Annotated in this window: 6 protein-coding genes; all 6 read left to right on the top strand. The window is 57.0% G+C overall.

Going from position 1 to position 19,605, the window contains the following annotated elements; genetic code table 11:
- Window positions 1-263 precede the first annotated feature (263 nt).
- The 6 genes from ACFSOY_RS00915 (at window position 264) to ACFSOY_RS00890 (ending at window position 19,558) form a co-directional block, all read left to right on the top strand.
- Entirely contained in the window at window positions 264-1,862 is a 1,599-nt protein-coding gene (locus tag ACFSOY_RS00915) for a serine hydrolase (protein WP_386043418.1), read from the top strand.
- Entirely contained in the window at window positions 1,856-3,457 is a 1,602-nt protein-coding gene (locus ACFSOY_RS00910; protein WP_386043416.1) for a serine hydrolase domain-containing protein, read from the top strand. The genes ACFSOY_RS00915 and ACFSOY_RS00910 overlap by 7 nt, the downstream gene beginning before the upstream one ends.
- An 85-nt stretch (window positions 3,458-3,542) precedes the next feature.
- Window positions 3,543-4,070, top strand: coding sequence for a hypothetical protein (locus tag ACFSOY_RS00905; protein ID WP_386043414.1), 528 nt, complete (start codon window positions 3,543-3,545; stop codon window positions 4,068-4,070).
- A 274-nt stretch (window positions 4,071-4,344) separates the two neighbouring features.
- Window positions 4,345-5,226, top strand: a complete 882-nt coding sequence (locus tag ACFSOY_RS00900) for an acyl-ACP desaturase (RefSeq protein WP_386044437.1) — start codon at window positions 4,345-4,347, stop codon at window positions 5,224-5,226.
- Window positions 5,227-5,231: 5 nt separating this feature from the next.
- Window positions 5,232-5,921 (top strand): hypothetical protein, encoded by a 690-nt coding sequence (locus ACFSOY_RS00895; protein ID WP_386043413.1) that lies wholly within the window; start codon window positions 5,232-5,234, stop codon window positions 5,919-5,921.
- A gap of 173 nt (window positions 5,922-6,094) precedes the next feature.
- Entirely contained in the window at window positions 6,095-19,558 is a 13,464-nt protein-coding gene (locus ACFSOY_RS00890; protein ID WP_386043411.1) for a non-ribosomal peptide synthetase, read from the top strand.
- Window positions 19,559-19,605: the final 47 nt, after the last annotated feature.

Genomic DNA, 19,605 nt, shown 5'->3' with positions numbered 1-19,605 from the left:
CTAAAATCTCCTTTCAACAGCAGTTATTAAGCTAGCTAATCATTCTACACCAAATTCTCAACACCTTTCTAAACAATCTAAAAATATAAGTAAATCGTATTGTTTATCATAATACAGGCGTATGAAGTATTTTCTGATAAAGACTGACTGGAAAAAAGTGCAGAATCATGGTACGATTCCCAACAATACGCAAATGGAAGGGGTGAGCCCATTGTTCAAAGCGCTGAGCTAGAGACCACTATCACAGCAGAGGAGGATTTTTGTTGTTAAATATTGATCGGTTCGAAAGTTTGATTCAGGAAGAGATGCAGACTGCCCGCGTGCCAGGTGTAGCTGTCGCAGTCGTTTTGAATAAAGAGATCATCTATGCAAAAGGCTTTGGTGTGACCGCCGTGGGAGAAAGCGGTGTGCCGGTGACTGCCGAAACATTGTTCCCCATCGCATCGTGTACCAAGCCGCTGACCGGAACGCTCTTGATGCGGCTGGTGCAGGCAGGTCAAGTAGAACTGGATGTGCCGATTCGTCAGTTCTTGCCCGATTTCCGACTGCGAGACGAGTCGGCTGCCGAGCGGATCACGCTGCGGATGTTGCTCTCCCATCAGGCGGGCTTCCGCGATGGCGGCACATTTATCGGTCGCGCCGACAGCGCGGGGTTAGCCGATTTTGCCAGCGAACAACTGTCCCAGGAAGAGCTGTTCGCACCGCCAGGCAAGCTCTATTGCTACAGCAATCGCAACTCTTCGCTCGCAGGCTATCTGGCGGAGCGAGTGACGGGGAAAGCGTTTGCGCGGCTGATGGAGGAGGAGCTGTTCATACCGCTTGGCATGAACAGCAGCACGCTCGATCCTGCGCGTGCAGAATGCTCGTCGGTGGCGCGCGCTCATGATCTGCGGGCAGACGGTGCGATCGTCCCTGTTGAACACGTTTTGCAGAGCGCAGAAGATGCGCCAGCGCTCGGCGTGCTGTCAAACGTGCTGGACATGGCTCGCTTTGCGATCATGCACATCAACGAAGGGCAGATCGACGGGCAAGCGTATCTGCACCCGCGGTGGGTCGCGGAGATGCACAAGCCGCATGCCGATTTATTCTCAGGAATTCCTTCGGCGTACGGATTGCATTTTATCTTATCCTACTACAAAGACATCCTGCAGGTGCGCCATTTTGGTGGCCTTCACTCCTTCTGCAGCGCACTTGTCACCGCACCGCAAGAGCAGGTCGCGGTCGTGGTGCTGCACAACCGCGACCTCGATGTGATGAAGATCGTCAACCGCGCGTTTGATGATCTCCTGCCAGCAGCGAAGGAGCTGTCGGTCAACCTTTTGCCGAAGCCGCTGGAGATCGACCGCCCTCCGGGCTTTTATTTGGGCGAGAAGATCGGATTGCTTGAGATTGCCTCTGAGGCGGGATCTCTGCGCTTGGTCGTGCAAGGGGAGTCGTTCACCATGCGCCATGTTCGGGACGAGCTCTACCTCGCTGTTGATGGGGAAGGAAACGAAGTGGCATCTGTCGGGTTTATCCCGGAGGCGGAGGGGCCGACCCGCTATCTGATGCTGAACAAAACACCGCTCAAGCGCATCGACTATGACCCAGCGTTTGTGCTCGGGCGCGAGCAACTCACCCGCTATGCGGGCACCTATTCGCATTGTGGCGTCTTGACGCTCCATGTCACCGTCGAAGGGGATTCTCTGCTCCGCTTTCAAGATCATGAAGGGAGTGCTGGCCTGTTGATGGCGGTGGATCATGAACGGTTTGTCGGTGATGACTTCCCTTATGCGGAATTCTATTTTGATGAAGAGGGCGCTGTGAGCGGACTTGGCTTCCAAGGCGGTTGGCGTTTTGAGAAGGTGGGTGCGACATGTTAGACATTCAAGAGCTCGAACGCCTCGCCGAACAGGAGATGATCGCAAACAGAGTGCCAGCTCTGTCGCTTGCGGTCGCAAGCGGAGCAGAAGTGCTGTATGCGAATGGATTTGGCGTGACCGATGCGGAGACGGGTGGATCGGCAGTCACTGCTGAAACGCTGTTTCGCGTAGGTTCCGTCTCCAAACTGGTCACCGCAACGCTGATCATGCGGCTCGTCGAGCAAGGGAAGCTTGACCTTGACACACCGATCAAAGAATATATCCCGTGGTTTCATCTGAGTGATCCGAAGGCTGCAGATCGAGTGACGATGCGCATGCTGTTGACGCATCGGGTCGGCTTTGTCAACAACGGGAACTACTTAGGAAGCCGTGACCCGGAGGGCTTGCGCAACTATGTTCGCGATGTGATCTCCCAAGAAAAGCTGTATTCACCACCAGGTGAGCTCTTCAACTATAACTGTCATAGCTTCGACATCGCCGGCGCAGTGGCAGAAGCGGTCACCGGGACATATTTTGCCGACCTGGTGCAACAGCAGCTGTTTCAACCGCTCGGGATGAGATCATCGACCTACGATCCGACGGTCGCGCTGACCTATCCGCTCGCCTTGCCGCACAACCTCACCGCCGATGGCAGCTATCAGGTGTTGCACAAAATGCCCGAAAATGTGGCGCACTATCCGTCCTTCTATCTGATGACGTCTGCTCGCGACCTGATCAGGTTTGCGCAGATGCATCTGCAAGGAGGAATGTTGGACGGCACTCAGGTGCTGACTGCAGAATCGGCGCGCGAGCTGCATCGCACCCAGGTGAGCCTGCAATCGACGAGCGGTTATGGCCTCGGTCTGTCCTTCTTCAAAGTGTTGCGCAAAGGCGTGTGGGTGTTGACTCACTTTGGGGATATCGCCACCTATAGCGCCAACATCTACATCGCCCCTGACGAGGGGGTGGCAGCGGTGATCATGAACAACCGTCCGTTCCCACATCACAAGCTGATCTCGCCAGTTCTCGACCGCCTGCTGCCAGATCGATCCGCGCAGGTCGTCGTCCCGGAGACGATCTGCGCGGATCGCTCCAAGTGGAAGCACTATCTGGGCGCTTACATCGGAGGAGCGGCCGGCTTGGTCATCATTGAGGAGCAGGGCGATCGCTTGCTGCTCACACTGAACGGACAGGCGCACTCGCTGCTTCCGTATCAGGATCAGTACGCGACGTTTGCTGAAAACGGGCAAGTGAGCAATCTGGTGCAATTTATCTCCAACGGAGAGCACGCTTGCTACCACCTGATGCTCAACAATGTTCGATGCAATCGCTTTGCTTACGATCCGACCTTTCAGCCTGATCCGAGCTGGCTGAACGCGTATGAAGGCCACTATGCCCACTTCGAGTTTCTCGGCCCGTATCGCATTTGGCTGGAGGATGGAGACCTGATGATCGAAGAGTTAGAAGTCGGCTCGACGATGAAAGAAAAGCTGATGCCGGTCGCTCCCCATCTCTTTGTCGGAGCGATGGCGAAGGTGGTCGAGTTTCAGATCGCCGAAGATGGTACGGTGCCATCGTACAAGGCGATGTTCGGGTGGAAGATGAATCGGGTATAGGACGAACCCCCTTGCTGCTGCAAGGGGGTTCCTTGCGAGTTGGAGCGACTTCTCGTGTATGATGGTAATCAAGGAGGGAGCGACAATGGCCAAGCGAGCAAACATGATGGAGTTTGGATATGAAGAGCGGGCGGAGAAAGGGACGCTGATCGCACTCGATTCCTTTGAGCGGTGGACAGCAGACGATCTAGCAAGAGTCGTAGCGGAGGCGCATCTGCGAAAATTTACGAAGATCGTTCTGTTCCCACACCATGAAAAGACGTTAAAGTCGATGGGAGAGTCTGGTGTGTCCCCCTATCATGCTCGGGTAAAAAAGCTGCGCCATCTGGTCGATGAGCAGCGCTCGACAATTCCGATCGCGATCGACAATTGGGAGGAGAAGCGCAAAAAGTACACACCGATCGAGCTGATCTTGCGCTATTTTGAGGAAAGCTATCGCCCACCTTATTTTCTGTACCTCTCCGACCGCTATGCCAATCAGTTTTCAGCGTTCGCCTCGTTTGAGGCGTGCATCAAAAAGGTTCGTCTGCTGATCTGGCAGCAAGACCGAACCGATTTGACAGCTCGGCTGATGCAGTACAGCCATCGGTTTGACATTGTGGTGAGCGAGTAGGATCTGTCTCGCATCGGGGCTCGGTTTCCAATCGAATCGAGTCGAGTCGGTGGGCAGACATCGCACTTCTACAACATCTGGAAATGTTACAGGAATGTGTACGAAGGAGGGGAATCAGACCCCCTCTTTGTTCTTTTCTGATTGACACTTGGAGCGAAGAGAGTGAGAATAAGGTGATGCTTTTTGGGTCTTTTGGGTATCTTGGTGATTTGGATGCAAAAAAGGTCTCGCGCATCGAAACATTCATAATGAAATGAGGAATCGAACCCAAATGATCTTGCTCCCCAACCTCGACGTACGACTGGAACGAAAAATTATTGATCTCTATGAACAGCACAAAATCAGAGCAGCCAACATCGACTGGAGCTATCATGAATTCGTACCGTGGGAGCTAGGGCGTAGCTTTAAGGAAATACCTTGGAGTATCGAACAGAGATCGCTTCCGCCAGCCGTCTGCATCGCGATCGAGACCGCGCTGTTGACCGAAGTGAACCTACCGTGGTTTACCACCTATCTGAGCTCAACCTTCACCGGCTCGCTGAACGTGTTACAAGAGTTTATTCATACATGGGTGGCAGAAGAAGATCAGCACAGCAACCTGTTGGAAACCTACCTTCTGCTCACCAGAAATGCTGACCCAAAGCAACTGCATCAGCTCCGCAAGACGGTGGTTGAGAGCGGTTTTGAATCGAAGTTTACAACGCCGCTCGAAGCGATCACCTACGCTTCCTTTCAAGAGCTGGCAACGCTTGTCTTTTACACCAACGTTGCGAAAGTTGCTGCCCCTTACGATGAGACGCTCGCTGTTTTGCTGCGACGTCTGGCCAAAGACGAATCGCTACATTACTCGTTTTATCGAGATGTGGTGCAAGCTCACTTGGAGCTGGAACCGAACTACCTGATGTTTGTCGCACCTGTGTTGCTCGGCTTCTTCATGCCAGGCAACAACATTCCTGACTATGAGGAACGGATGAAAGTGATCGCCAAGGATGTAGGGTACGGACCTTCGCACTACTACAAGCAGGTGGTGATGAAGCTGGTCGAATTCTGGGGGATTCGCGAGCTGCGCCCGACGACGGTGGAAGCAGAAAAAGCACGCCTCGACATCCTGAAATATTGTGATCGTCTTGAGCGGGTGACGAGACGGTTGGGTTAGCTTCGATGAGATTGACGAAACGGAGAATCGAATTTTTACATCATCTGGTAGAGTTGTACAAGGCGAGCGAAGAGCCTGTACACTACGCGAAGGTGGCAGAGTCGGTCGGGGTGAGCAAGTGGACCGCCTACGATGTGCTAAAAGAGTTGGAGAGCGCAGGATTTCTCGATCGTTCTTACGCGATGAAGGATCGAGAGACAGGACGTTCGGTCGTGCTGTATGCGCCAACCCAAGCGGCGATCGAGATGTTCCGGCCGATCCGGCAAAGCTTGTCTGTGCTCGCCGATATGAACCTCGTTCGCGAACAGGTGTCACACGTGATGGAAGCGTTGGAACGGCGCTCTGTCCAAGAAGCGCAGACGCGCATCATTCAGGTCGCTCCTCCGCTGGAACACAAGCTGGAATTCTGCACCTGGATGCTCGGCGGGCTGATCCATTACATGCAGCGCATGGATCGGAGCGTCCAGCGGACTGTGATCGAGGTCATGAAAGGCATCCAGAAGCCCGAACTTCTGCTCACGATGTTTGTCGGCACAGTGTCGGGCGTGGTGATTCGCTCCTTGGCCGAACAGCTAGATCCGCAGTTGAGCCGGTTGGTTCAACAGTATCATGAGTGCATCCCCACCCTGAGCCAAGAAGAAGTGTGGATGCTGGCAGAGTTTGTACGTCAAAAGTTGGAAGCCGCTTTTCAATAGAAGAAACTGATCCAAAGCACTCAATCGACAGATTGGGTGCTTTCTTTTGTTTTCGGTCGATTCGCATCGAAGTGCATTCACATCTTTAATATTATATCGTTGTTGTTATTATGATTTTTATATAAAATTATTAATAGAATCGATTGAACATCTGCTCTTGAGGAGTGTCGGTGATGAAAAAACAAATGTTAACCCCTTATATTGACTTGCCGGTCGATCGGCCGATGGCTGAACGACAAAAGTCTGGCACATCGGTCGTGAGCGAAACCCTCGCCAAGACTGTCCGAGAGGATCTACAGTTTGTAAGCAAGCGTGAGCGCATACCAACCTCCGTTCTGTTCGCAGCCGTCTATCAGATGTTGATCTATCGATATACGGGGCGTCGTGACTTGACAGTTGGGGTGAATCTGGACGGAAAGCACCGCAAGTTGCTGTGCCATCTATCTGGCGAAACAACCGTTGCAGAGCTGTTTGAGCGGGTGGCCCATGCTGTTCAGGATGCGGCCGAGCAAGGAGAAGAACGCCTACCTATCATGTTTGCTTGGCAGCAGTCGACAGCCCGCGATCAGAAAGCAAGCTCTCCTTCGCCTGAGCTGATGCAGTTGACAACAGATCAACAGCCGGAGCTCGCACTTCTCGTCAACGAGCGGGAGGCGGAGATCGAACTGATCTGGGTGTATCGATCGGAGCTGTTCGATCGGCAGACGATCGAACGGATGAGCGGCCATTTTCAGCAACTGCTCGCAAACTCCTGCCGACAGGGCGCACGCCGGATGGGCGATCTGCCGATGCTGCGAGCGGAGGAGCGGAAGCAGCTGCTGGAAGTTTGGAGCGGCATGTCCCAGCCCTATGAAGCAGACCTTGCGCAGGTTGATCATCAGGCTGCACACCAGCTGTTTGAAGCGGCCGTTGCCCAGCGGCCAGAGCAGGTGGCAGTCGAATTTGCCGGGGAGAGTCTGACCTATGCGGAGCTGAACGATCGAGCCAACCAGACGGCTCGCTTTTTGCAGCGCTTCGGCGTCGGCCCAGACGTTTTGGTCGGCATCTGCATCGAGCGGTCACTTGAGATGATCGTCGCGATGATCGGCGTCTGGAAGGCGGGCGGCGCCTATGTCCCGCTCGACCCTGCCTATCCGATCGAGCGGCTGCGCTACATGTTGGACGATTCGAAGGCGCAGGTGCTGTTGACCCAAGAGCATCTGCTGGAACGGCTGCCGAATCATGCGAACACGATCTGTTGGGAGCGGCGATGGGTAGACATCGAGCGGGAGAGCGAAGCGAACTTACCCGTGCAGACGACCGGGGACAGCTTGGCCTACGTGATCTATACGTCAGGTTCGACAGGTCGCCCCAAAGGTGTGATGCTCACCCATCGCGGTCTTTGCAATACGATTCGAACGACGGTGAAATCGTTTCAGATCGGTGCGGACAGTCGGGTGCTACAGTTTGCCTCGTTCAGCTTTGATGCGGCGACCAACGAGATCAGCAACGCGCTGGCAGCCGGAGGGACGCTCGTGCTCGCCCGGCGGGAGTCGCTTTTACCAGGCCCTGAGTTGATCGCGCTCTTGCGCGACCAGCAGATCACCAACGTCACCTTGCCACCGTCTGTCCTCTCGCTGTTGCCAGATGAGTTTCCCCATCTGCACACCGTCGTATCGGCGGGGGAGAGCTGTTCGATCGAACTGGCAGCGCGTTGGTCGCGCGGGCGAACGTTTGTCAATGGGTACGGCCCGACAGAGGCGACCATCTGCGCCTCGACCGCCACCTATCGGGAAGGGTGCGCGCGAGTGACGATCGGTCGTCCGCTCGACAACGTGCAGCTGTACGTGCTGGATGAGCGGATGCATCCGGTGCCGATCGGCCTGCCGGGCGAATTGTACATCGGCGGCGCCGGGGTGGCGCGTGGATATCTGCATCGCGAACAGCTGACAGAAGAACGGTTTGTGCCCGATCCGTTTGCAAAACAGGCGGGAAGACGGTTGTACCGCACGGGAGATCTGGTGCGCTGGCGCTCTGATGGAAATGTTGAGTTCCTCGGACGGATCGATCATCAGGTCAAGCTCAGGGGATTCCGCATCGAGCTCGGGGAAATCGAACAGGTTCTGCTGCTGCAGGAGTCGGTGCGGGAGGCGGTGCTGATCGCCGACGAAGATGAGGCGGGAGTGCAGAAGTTGATCGCCTATGTGGGGGTGCATGAAGGCGCAGAATGTTTGAAAGCGAGCGATCTGCGCCAATTCTTGTGCGAGCATCTGCCCGAGTTTATGGTGCCTTCCGCATTCGTCCTGCTCGACCGGCTGCCGCTGACTGCGAATGGAAAAGTGGATCGCCAAGCGCTCCCCGCACCGAGCGACCTTCATCTCCTGCGGGGAGCTGATCATGTAGCGCCACGAACACCGCTTGAAGAATCGCTCGTCTCGATCTGGCAGAACGTGATGAAAGTCTCGGCGGTGGGGATCGACGACTCGTTCTTCGATCTGGGCGGGCATTCGCTGATGGCCATGCAGATTCTTGCGCGCGTGCAGGAACAGATCGGAGTGGACATCTCGATCCAACAGCTGTTCGCCTTTCCGACCGTCGCACAGCTTGCAGGCGAGCTGGAGCGGCTTCAAAGCGACGGCAAGCTGAGGAGCGCAGAGTCGATCGGAAAAGCGCCGCGAGCGGAAGCGCTCCCCGTCTCCTTTGCTCAAGAGCGGGTCTGGTTCGTTCACAAGATAAATCCGGACAACCTCGCCTATGCAGCGCAGGCGGTGATACGGTTTCGCGGCACTCTCGATCATGCCGCTCTGGAGCATGCGTTGACTGCGATGGTGGAACGTCACGAGATGTTTCGCACCAGCTTTCAGGAGATCGACGGTCATCCTGTGCAGCAGATTCACCAGCCGTTTGCCGTGCAAGTGCCGCTCGTCAGCCTGCTCACAGCAGCAGAGCCCGAGCGAGAAGGGCACCTAGAGCGACTGATGGGTGCGGAGATGCGGCGCCCGTTCACGATCACCCAACTTCCTCTGGTGCGCTGGGTGCTCTATCAGGTTCGTTCGGACGAGCACATCCTGTTGCAGATCGAACATCATTTTGTGCATGACGGTTGGTCTTTTAATGTCTTTCTGCGGGAATTTGCCGAACTGTACACCGCTTATGTGCAGGGGCAACCTTCACGTCTCGCCGAGATGACCATCCAGTTTGCCGACTTCGCCAGCTGGCAGCGCAAATGGCTGGAGAGCGAGCAGGCAGCGGAGCAATTGAGCTATTGGAAACAAAAATTGAGCGGATGTCAGCCGGTGCTTGAGCTGCCCAGCGATCGCCCGCGACCGGTCACGCCGAGCTATCGAGGAGATGCGGTGCGCGTCGAGCTGGAAGCGGAGCTCTGCACGCAGATCACCGAAATTGGGAAACGGGAAGGAGCCACGCTCTATCTCACCCTGCTGGCCGCCTTCTACCTGTTGCTCTACCGCTATACGGGGCAGACAGACATGCTGGTCGGCTCCGCGGTGGCCAACAGAAGGCTGAGGGACACAGAAGGTCTGATCGGCATGATCGTCAACAACGTGGTGCTCCGCGCGGAGCTGACAGGCGAGATGACGTTTCACCGCCTGCTCAAGCTTGTTCGCACGACGGCGGTTGAAGCGTTTTCCCATGAAGACCTGCCGTTTGACAAAGTGGTGGAAGCGATCAATCCGGTGCGGGAGATGAGCCGCAATCCGTTGCTTCAGGTCATGTTCTCGTTTCACGACTCTGCGATGCCCGCCTTAGATCTTCCCGATCTGGACGTCCAAGTCAAAGAAGCGCTCAACAACGGATCGGCAAAATTTGACCTAAACGTGGTCGGCGTGCCCCATCAGCAGGGACGGATCGGCGATGGGGAAGGGAACGGCCTCACCCTGATCTGGGAATACAGCTCCGATCTGTTTGATGAGGAGACAATTCGGAGGATGGTCGGGCATTATCGAACGCTGTTGGCGAGCATCATCGAACGTCCCGATCAGCTGCTCGACCGAGTAAACATGCTGCCTGCTGCTGAGGAAGAGCGGTTGCTGACCGTCTGGCACGATGGGGGCAGGGTGGAAGCGGCGGATGCTTGCCTGCATCGGCTGTTCGAGGAGCAAGCGGATCGCTCGCCCAACGCGATCGCTGTGGTCTGTAGAGAGGAGGAAGTGACCTATCGCGAGCTAAACAGACGTGCGAACCGCTTGGCACATCGGCTGCGCGCGCTCGGCGTCAAGCGAGAAGAGCGAGTGGGCATCTGCGTCGACCGCTCCCTTTCGATGATCGTCGGACTGCTCGGCATTCTAAAAGCGGGAGGTGCCTATCTGCCGCTCGATCCAGACTATCCGCAGGAGCGCCTGTCGTTTATGACAACAGATGCGCAAGTCTCCATCCTGTTGACAGCGGGGAACGGTTCCCATCTGTTCCCGAGCTGGCCGGGGCGGATCGTCCAACTGGACGGAGAAGATCATACCACCGCAGAAGCGAGCGAGGAAAATCTTGGCATTGCGATGTCTTCCGGTCAGCTTGCCTATCTGATCTACACATCCGGATCGACCGGACGGCCGAAAGGGGTGGAGATCGAGCACCGCAATCTGGTGAACGCCTTGGCGAGCATGCAGCGGGAGCCGGGACTCTCGGCGCGAGATGCTCTGCTTGCGGTGACCAGCCTGTCGTTCGACATCGCCGCTCTGGAGCTGTTTTTGCCGCTTGTGAACGGAGCGAAAGTTGTGCTGGCCGACCGGGATGCTGTGACGAGCGGAGCGCGGCTGGTCGAATTGATCGAACGCACGAATGTCACGATCATGCAGGCGACCCCGGTGACATGGCGGTTGCTGCTGGACGCAGGCTGGCAGAATCAGCGGCGGGTGAAAATGCTCTGCGGTGGTGAAGCTCTGCCGTATGACTTGGCCGAGCGGCTGACCGCAACAGGTGCTGAACTCTGGAATCTGTACGGTCCGACTGAGACGACGATCTGGTCGACCTGTTGCCGTGTCGAAGCACAGTGTGCGGGAAGCCCAACGATTGGTCGCCCGATTCGAGGAACGCAAGCGTTTGTGCTCGATGAGCAGATGCGTCCGATGCCGATCGGAGTTCCTGGGGAGCTCTACATCGGCGGCAGCGGCGTAGCGCGCGGCTATCACGAGCGAACAGAGCTGACGGCCGAACGGTTTGTCCCCCATCCTTTTCAAGCGGATGGTGGGCGGCTGTATAGGACGGGAGATCGCGCACGCTTCTTAGCAGATGGGAACTTGCAGTATTTGGGGCGGCTCGATCAGCAGATCAAGTTGCGCGGGCTTCGCATCGAGCTGGAGGAGATCGAGGCACAGCTTCATCAAAATGAGCGAGTTCTGCGGGCAGCAGTCGCAGTAAAAGGCGAGTCGGAGCAGAGCGCACGCTTGATCGGCTATGTGGTGCCGCGTGCGGGTGCAATGATGAGTCCGTCCGAGTTGCGAGACGACCTGTTGGCAAAATTGCCCGATTATATGGTGCCGGCCACCTTTTGCTTTTTGGATGAACTGCCGCTGACACCCAATGGCAAGCTCGATCGCCGCGCCTTGCCAGAGCCGGATGATCGCACGTCAGCGCAGGTGAAGGATCAAGCGCCGCGCGACAATCTCGAACTGCAGATCGCAAGCATTGTCGCCGAACAGTTGGGTAGGGAACAGATCGGGGTATTCGACAACTTTTTTGAACTGGGCGGGCACTCTTTGCTCGCCATCCGAGTGGCGTCTCGACTTCAGGCAGCCTTCGGTGTTGAGGTTCCGTTTCGGGCGCTGTTTGCAGAGCAGACGGTGGCAAGGTTGTCAGGGCTCGTCCGCAAGCTCGGACAGGCGCAGGGCATGCGATCATTACCGCCGATCGCAGCTGTACCCCGAGATGCAGAATTGCCCCTCTCCGTTGCACAGGAGCGCTTGTGGATCTTGGAACAGCTGCTTGCAGGGAGCGCGGCATACAACTTCCCAGTCGCTTGGCAGATCAAAGGAACGCTGAACCGGGATGCGCTTGCGCAAAGCTTGGCGGAGTTGGTGCGTCGACATGAGGCGTTGCGCACCGTGTTTGTCGAACGGGAGGATCGTGTGCAGCAGGTGATTCTCGACCCTCAGCCCGACCTGCTCGACTTCAGGTCTGCCGGTGCGGAGGAGCTGATCGAAGCGGTCCAAACGGAAGCACAGCGTCCCTTCCAGCTTTCGAAAGGTCCGCTGTTCCGCTTTACGCTCTGGCAAGTGGAAAACGATGAGCATGTTCTGCTGTTGAACTTGCATCATATCATCACCGACGGATGGTCATACGGAGTGTTGGCAAGAGAGCTGGCGGCGCTCTACGCATCGTTTGCTCAACAAAAACTCCCCCAGCTCCCCGCGCTGCCCGTCCAGTATGCCGACTTTGCGATCGCCCAGCGGGGATGGTTGCAAGGGGAGATAATCGAGCAGCAAATCAGCTATTGGAGAGATCAGCTAGCGGGCGAGTTGCCGTTGCTGCGACTGCCGCTCGACCATGCTCGCCCGGCCGTCCAGACGTACAGAGGATCATTTTGCATGCGGTCGCTCCCGAGCACGCTGACCGCCAATCTGCGCAAGGTCGGACAACAAAATGGGGCGACGCTCTACATGACGCTGCTGGCAGCCTATCTGACGCTCCTCTATCGTTACACCGGGCAGGAAGATCTCCTGGTCGGATCGCCGATCGCCGGACGCAACCGTCCAGAAGTGGAGGGCATGATCGGATTTTTGGTCAACACGCTGGTCATGCGCACCGACCTAGCGGGCGATCCGACCTTCGCACAGCTTTTGCACCGCGTTCGCGAAACTGCGCTCTCCGCCTTCGAGCATCAGGATGTGCCGTTTGAACGGTTGGTCGAGGAGTTGCAGCCGGAACGTTCGAGCAGCCATTCGCCTTTGTTTCAGACCACCTTCCAACTGCTCTCCACTTGGGAGTTGGAGCTGGCAGACCTGGTCGTCTCCCGATTGGCTGTGCAGACGGAGACGGCAAAATACGACCTGTCTGTGGCGATGATCGAAGCGGACGGAGAGCTGATCGGGCGCTTCGATTTTAACACCGACCTGTTTGAAGCAGAGACGATCGAGCGCATGATCGATCATTTTCTGATTCTGCTTCAAGGGATCGCCGAACAGCCAGCACGACACCTGTCAGAACTGCCGGTGATCAGTGCAGCAGAAATGCGGCGGGTGCTGGTCGAGTGGAATCGCACCGAGACCGCCTATCCTCGCCACCTGTGCGTTCACCAGCTGTTCGAGGAGCAGGCAGCTTTTGCCCCAGATGCGGTGGCATTGATCAGTGAAGGGCGGTCGATCACCTATGGGGAGCTGGACCGCCGGGCGAATCGACTGGCGCATCACCTGAAGCGACGCGGGGTTGTTCCTGACCGCCTGGTTGGCATCTGTGTGGAGCGCTCGTTTGAGATGATCGTCTGCCTCTTGGGCATCTTGAAGGCGGGAGGCGCTTATCTGCCGCTCGATCCTGACTATCCGCAAGAGCGGCTCTCGTTGATGGTGGCGGACGCTTCGATCTCCCTCCTGTTGACTCAGCACCACCTGGCAGATCGCTTGTCCGAACTTCAAGTCGAGCTGTTCTGTCTCGATTCGGAGTGGGCGCAGCTTGAGCAGGAGAGCACGACGCCGCCACCGACTGTGACGACACCCGATCACCTCGCCTATGTCATCTACACATCAGGCTCGACCGGACGTCCCAAAGGGGTCGCTGTGCCGCACCGCGCGGTGGTGAGGTTGGTCAAAGGGACCGATTATGTCAACTTTTCTGCTGACGAAGTATTTTTGCAAAACGCGTCGATCTCGTTTGATGCGGCCACCTTTGAGATCTGGGGCAGCCTGCTGAACGGAGCTCGCTTGGTGCTGAGTCCGCCTGGTCGAATCAGCCTTCAGGAGCTCGGTCACCTGTTGATCGAACAAGAGGTGACCACCCTGTGGCTGACAGCTGGGCTGTTCCATCAGATGGTGGAGATGCAGCTTCCCCAGCTGCGACAGGTGCGCCAACTGCTGGCGGGCGGCGATGTGCTCTCCCTGTCACATGTGCAGACCGTCTTAAAGCGACTGCCGAGCCTCAAGCTGATCAACGGATACGGCCCGACAGAAAACACGACCTTCACCTGCTGTGAAACGATCTCCGAACGATCGCTCCTCGGTGCGACCGTGTCGATCGGCAGACCGATCGCCAACAGTCAGGTCTACGTGTTGGATCGCAACTTGCAACCTGTGCCGATCGGTGTGTCTGGTGAGCTGTATATCGGCGGAGCAGGCTTGGCGCGCGGATACCTGAATCGGCCGGAGCTGACAGCAGAAAAATTTATCGAGCACCCATTCTCCGACCGACCAGATGCGAAGCTGTACAAAACGGGCGATCTGGTGCGCTATCTCCCCGATGGGCGCATCGAATTTCTCGGCAGGTCAGATCAACAGGTCAAAATTCGCGGCTTTCGAGTTGAAATCGGCGAGGTGGAAGCAAAGTTGCGCGCCTGCCGGTCGGTGTCTGAAGCGGTGGTCACCGTGCGCGAGTTTGAGGAAGGCGAGAAACGGTTGGTCGCCTATGTGGTTCCTCTGGCGCAGGAGCGATTGGAAGAACGGAAGGTGCGCAAGGAGCTGAAAAAAGCGCTGCCCGACTACATGATGCCGTACGCCATCATTCCACTCGCCACACTGCCCCTGACGCAGAACGGCAAGGTGGATCTGCGCGCGCTTCCCGAGCTGGAACCTCGCAGCTCCCAGCTGTCGATCGCTCCGCGCAATCGAGAAGAAGAGTGGGTCGTCAAGCTGTACGCGGAGCTGCTGCACAGATCGGAAGTGGGGATCTACGACAATTTCTTCGAGCTTGGCGGTCATTCGCTGTTGGCGACGCGAGCGATTTCCAGAATTCGAGCAGCGTTTGGGGTCGATCTGTCATTGCAGGAGTTTTTTGCAGAGTCGACCGCTGCCGAAGTGGTGCGACAGATCGCAGATCGGCGCAGCGAACGGGCTGGGACGGACGAGTTGCAACTGCTCTCCGTTTTAAGAGCTGGCAGTTTGCCGCTCTCGTTTGCTCAGCGGCGGCTGTGGTTTTTGGATCAGTATGAACCGGGGGAAGCGGTGTACAACATACCGATTGCGCTTGCGATCGCGGGAAAACTGGATCGATTGGCGCTTGAGCGGAGTTTGCAAGAGATCGTTCGGCGCCATGAGGCGCTCCGCACCATCTTTGTTCAGGAGTTGGGAGAGCCGGCTCAGGTGATCTTGCCCGCTGAGGAACTGGTGTTGACAGTTACCCCTCGATCGCTAGAGCACCTTGCAACGGAAGAGAGAGCGGATGTGCTGATGCGAACGCTTCAGGAAGAGTCATGTCGGGCGTTCCAACTGCAGCAGGGGCCGTTGGTGCGAGCGCTGCTCATCCGCCTTGCCGAGCAAGAGCATGTCCTACAGCTGAACATGCACCATATCGTCTCCGATGGTTGGTCGATCGGCGTGATCGCGTCCGAACTGTCTGCGCTGTATCGGGCCTATTCGCTCGGACATTCCTCTCCGCTCGCTGAGCCGGCGATTCAATATGCCGACTATGCAGTCTGGCAGCAGAACTGGTTGCAGGGCGATCGCTTAGCAAAACAGCTCAGCTATTGGCAAGGGCGATTGGGCGGCAAACTGCCGATCTTGCAAGTGCCTGCAGATCGCCCCCGTCCGAGTCGAAGAACGTACCGCGGGGCTGTCCACCGCAGAGAGTTGAGTGTTGAGCTCTCCCGAAAGATCAGAACGTTTTGCAGCGAGGAGGGGAGCACCCTGTTCATGACGTTGCTCACCGCCTACAAAGCGTTGCTCTCTCGCTACACCGGCTTAGAAGACATTCTGGTCGGATCGCCGATCGCCGGGCGCAATCGCGCGGAGATCGAAGGGTTGGTCGGCTTTTTTGTCAACACGCTGGTGCTACGGACCGATCTCGCTGGCCAACCGTCTTTTCGCGAGCTGCTTGAGAGAGTGCGGGAGAGCGCATTGAGTGCGTTTGATCATGCGGATCTGCCTTTCGAACGCCTGGTCGACGAGCTGCAGCCGGAGCGACATGTCAGCCTCTCTCCCTTGTTCCAAGTGATGTTCGCCATGCAAAATGCTGCCGATGAGCGGTGGGAGCTGCAGGATCTGACCGTCCAGCCCATGCGCGTCGATCAACGCACGTCCAAATTTGATCTGACGCTTACGGTTGCCGAAGAAGGAGAGCTTCTGCGCATCCATCTGGAGTACAACACCGACCTGTTTGATCGGGAGACGATCGAGCGACTCTGTGAGCACTATGTCAATTTAGTAGCAGCGGGGGTCGCTGAACCGATGCGGCCGATCGGTCAACTGCCGCTGTTGAACGAACAGGAACGCCATCAGTTGCTCTTTGCGTGGAACCTGACGGACGTCCCGATCCCAGATCGCTGTCTGCACCAGCTGTTCGAAGAGCAGGTCGATCGTACGCCGCATGGCGTGGCCGCCATCTTTGGCGATCAGGAGATGAGCTATGCGGAACTTGAGCGCAGGGCTAACCAGTTGGCCCATCATCTGCGCAGCCTCGGAGTCGGGCCAGACGTGCCGGTCGGCATCTGCATGGAGCGCTCGCTCGAACTGGTCGTCGGGTTGGTGGCGATCCTGAAAGCGGGCGGTGCGTTTCTGCCACTCGACACAGAAGCTCCGCCGGCGAGGGTCGCCCAGGTGCTGAATGACGCCGCTGTGAACGTCTGCCTCACTCAGCGCGCCTTGCGAGCGAAACTGCCAGCAGAAGTCGTGACATCGATCGAGCTGGATGGGGGGAGGGGCGCTTTCGATCTGTACCCCACTTCTCGCCCAGAGATGGTCATTCGTCCGGAGCACCTGATCTCGATCTACTACACATCAGGCTCGACAGGCAGGCCAAAAGGTGTCTGCTCGACGCAGCGCGGATGGGTGAACCGCATGGTCTGGATGCAAAAGCAGTATCGATTGCAGCCAGGGGAGACCGTCTTGCAGAAAACCACGTTAACATTTGATGATGCGGCGTGCGAGATCTTCTGGCCCCTGATCGTCGGCGGTCGCATCGCCCTGCTGGAACCGGAACTGCACAAAGACCCGCGAGCGATCATCGACGCTGCGATCTGCTATCAGGCTGTTTTTCTCACCTTCGTCCCGAGCATGCTCACGCTTTTTGTCGACTGCGTGACTGAGGAAGATCGCGCAGGACTGAGCCAGCTGCGCCATGTGGGTTCCTCGGGGGAGGCGCTTCGCTCCGATCTGGTGCGCAGCTTTCGCGAAAAGGTAGGGTGTCGCTTGCACAACACGTGGGGGGCGACAGAAGCATCGATCGATTCGACGATTCACACATGCACAGCAGATGATGAGCAGGCGGCAGAGGTCGTCTCGATCGGCCAGCCAATTGACAATAACAGATGTTATGTTCTCGATTCGCACATGCAACCGGTTCCGATCGGCGTGGCGGGGGATTTGTATCTCGGCGGGCTGGGGCTTGCGACCGGCTATCTGGGCGATCCGGAGCGGACAGCAGAATCTTTTCTGCCCAACCCGTTTGTGCCAGGCGAGCGGCTGTACAAGACGGGGGATCGAGGCGCTTTTCGTCGCGATGGCAGACTGCTATTTTTCGGTCGCCGTGACGATCAGGTAAAAGTGAGAGGGCAGCGCGTGGAATTAGGTGAGGTTGAGGCGGTTCTCGCCGGGCATCCCGCCTTGCAACAGGCGGTGGTCACGTCGTTCAAACGGGCGGATGGTGACCAACTTGTGGCTTACTATCTGTTGCGACCAGATGCGGAACAGGTGTCAAATGAGCAGTTGCGCGCCTATCTGAGCGAGCGCCTGCCCAGCTACATGGTGCCGTGGCGCTTTGTGCAGCTGGAGCTCCTGCCGCTGACGGCCAGCGGCAAAGTCGATCGCAAACAGCTCCCCGATCCTGGCGAAGAGCGTCCCGATCTGGAAGCGGCGTTCCTCGCGCCTTCTGGACGCTCAGAGCTTGCGATCGCCGCAATCTGGCAGGAGATTCTCGGTGTGGAGCAGGTGGGTGCGCGCGACAACTTCTTCGACTTGGGCGGTCATTCACTGTCTGCCACGCGGATCGTTTCGCGCATCAATCGCGAGCTCGGACTCTCCCTGCCGCTGCGCAATCTGTTCGAATCGCCAACGATCGCTGAACTGGCTGCCAGCATCGAAACGTTCGATTCGACAGCATCGCAGACAACCAAGCAATCTGCCATTTCGCGCGATCCAGATCGCCGTGTGTTTCCACTTTCTCACGCTCAACAGCGCTATTGGTTTCAGTATCAATTCGATCAGGCCAACAGCTCGCTCGGCGTGATCAATCTGCACTTGCTGGATGGGGCGCTCGACGAAACGATCTTCATGTCCGCCTACCGCGAGCTCACCGTTCGCCACAGCATCATGCGAACGACGCTTGCGGAACGAGCAGGCGGCGATGTTGTGCAGATCGTTTATCCATCCCCGAAGGAGACGATTCGGCTGGTCGACCTTGCGCCGCTCGCTGTGCATGAGCGAGCCGATCTGCTTTTAAAAGATCTGCAACAGGAGCAGGGCAGAGCGTTCGACCTGCTGACCGATACTTTTTTCCGCGCTCGTCTGTACAAGTTGGCGGATGACCGACATGTGTTCCTCTGCAACATCCATCCGATCGCCTATGATGGCTGGTCGATCACCATCTTTTTAAGCGATCTGGCCGCTTTGTATCGCGCGTTGCGAGCGGGGGAGGACAGCTCTGCTCTCCCGCCTGCTGTGCAGTATGGCGAATATGCAGTTTGGCAGCACGAACGGCTGGCAACAGGCGATTGGGAGGATCAGAAACTCTACTGGCAACAGAATTTGCAACGAGAGATCAGCGCACCGGCACTTCCTTACGACTTCATCGAACCTGCACCACGCCCGGAACGCATGATCGTCCGCCAGACAGACTTGTCGCCAAACTTGCTTGGGCAGTTGCGAGCTTTGGCGGCTGAGCAGGGGACGACGCTCTATCTCTCACTGCTGGCAGGGTTGAAAATCTGGTTGTCGCTGCTGGCTGGACAAAATGTGATCACGATCTGCTCGCCGAATGCGGGACGCAATCATCCCGACTTGGAAAGCGTCCTCGGCCTGATGGTCAACCCGCTGGTCATGCGCACCGATCTCTCTGACAATCCGACTGGGCGTCAGGTGGTAGAACGAGTGAAGGAAACCGCGTATGGCGCCTATGCCAACCAAGACTATCCGTTCGACCTGATTTTGAAAGAGTTGCGGGCAGAGCGCGATGGGAGCGAAGCGGAAGATCTATACAATGTGGTCTTCGTCGGGCAAAATGCGCATCTGGAGGCGACAGAGCTTGTGCCAGGGATGACGATTCGCTTCATCACCCGCGAGCAACTGCTTAAGGAGCTCAAGCTCGATCATGAGAGGAGGACAGCCGAATCGGATCTGCTCACTGCAGGGTTTGCTGACGATCCGTCCGTCGCATTTGATCTGCACATCGAAGCGTTTGAACAGGGGGATCGTTTGTGCCTCGTCACCTCGTACAACACGAAGCGATTTACCGCTGAAACGGTCGATCACCTGCTCGCCGAGTATGAACAGGTGTTGCTGCAATTTTCAGCGAACGCCGACCTTCGCCTTTCTCAAATCAACCTGACCGAACTGGACGACCTTTTCTAAAACGTGAGCTGAGGCGCTCTCGCAAAGAAACGGTGAAAAGTGGCGAC

This window comes from Tumebacillus lipolyticus (assembly GCF_042682745.1).
Taxonomy (GTDB): Bacteria; Bacillota; Bacilli; order Tumebacillales; family Tumebacillaceae; genus Tumebacillus_A; species Tumebacillus_A lipolyticus.
Note: the sequence above shows the minus strand (reverse complement) of the source record. Positions and strands in the feature narration are given on the sequence as shown.

Excerpts from the sequence above, each read along its gene's own strand:
- ACFSOY_RS00890 (WP_386043411.1), top strand. The coding sequence starts at position 6,095 with ATGAAAAAACAAATGTTAACCCCTTATATTGACTTGCCGGTCGATCGG.
- ACFSOY_RS00905 (WP_386043414.1), top strand. The coding sequence starts at position 3,543 with ATGGCCAAGCGAGCAAACATGATGGAGTTTGGATATGAAGAGCGGGCG.
- ACFSOY_RS00895 (WP_386043413.1), top strand. The coding sequence starts at position 5,232 with ATGAGATTGACGAAACGGAGAATCGAATTTTTACATCATCTGGTAGAG.
- ACFSOY_RS00910 (WP_386043416.1), top strand. The coding sequence starts at position 1,856 with ATGTTAGACATTCAAGAGCTCGAACGCCTCGCCGAACAGGAGATGATC.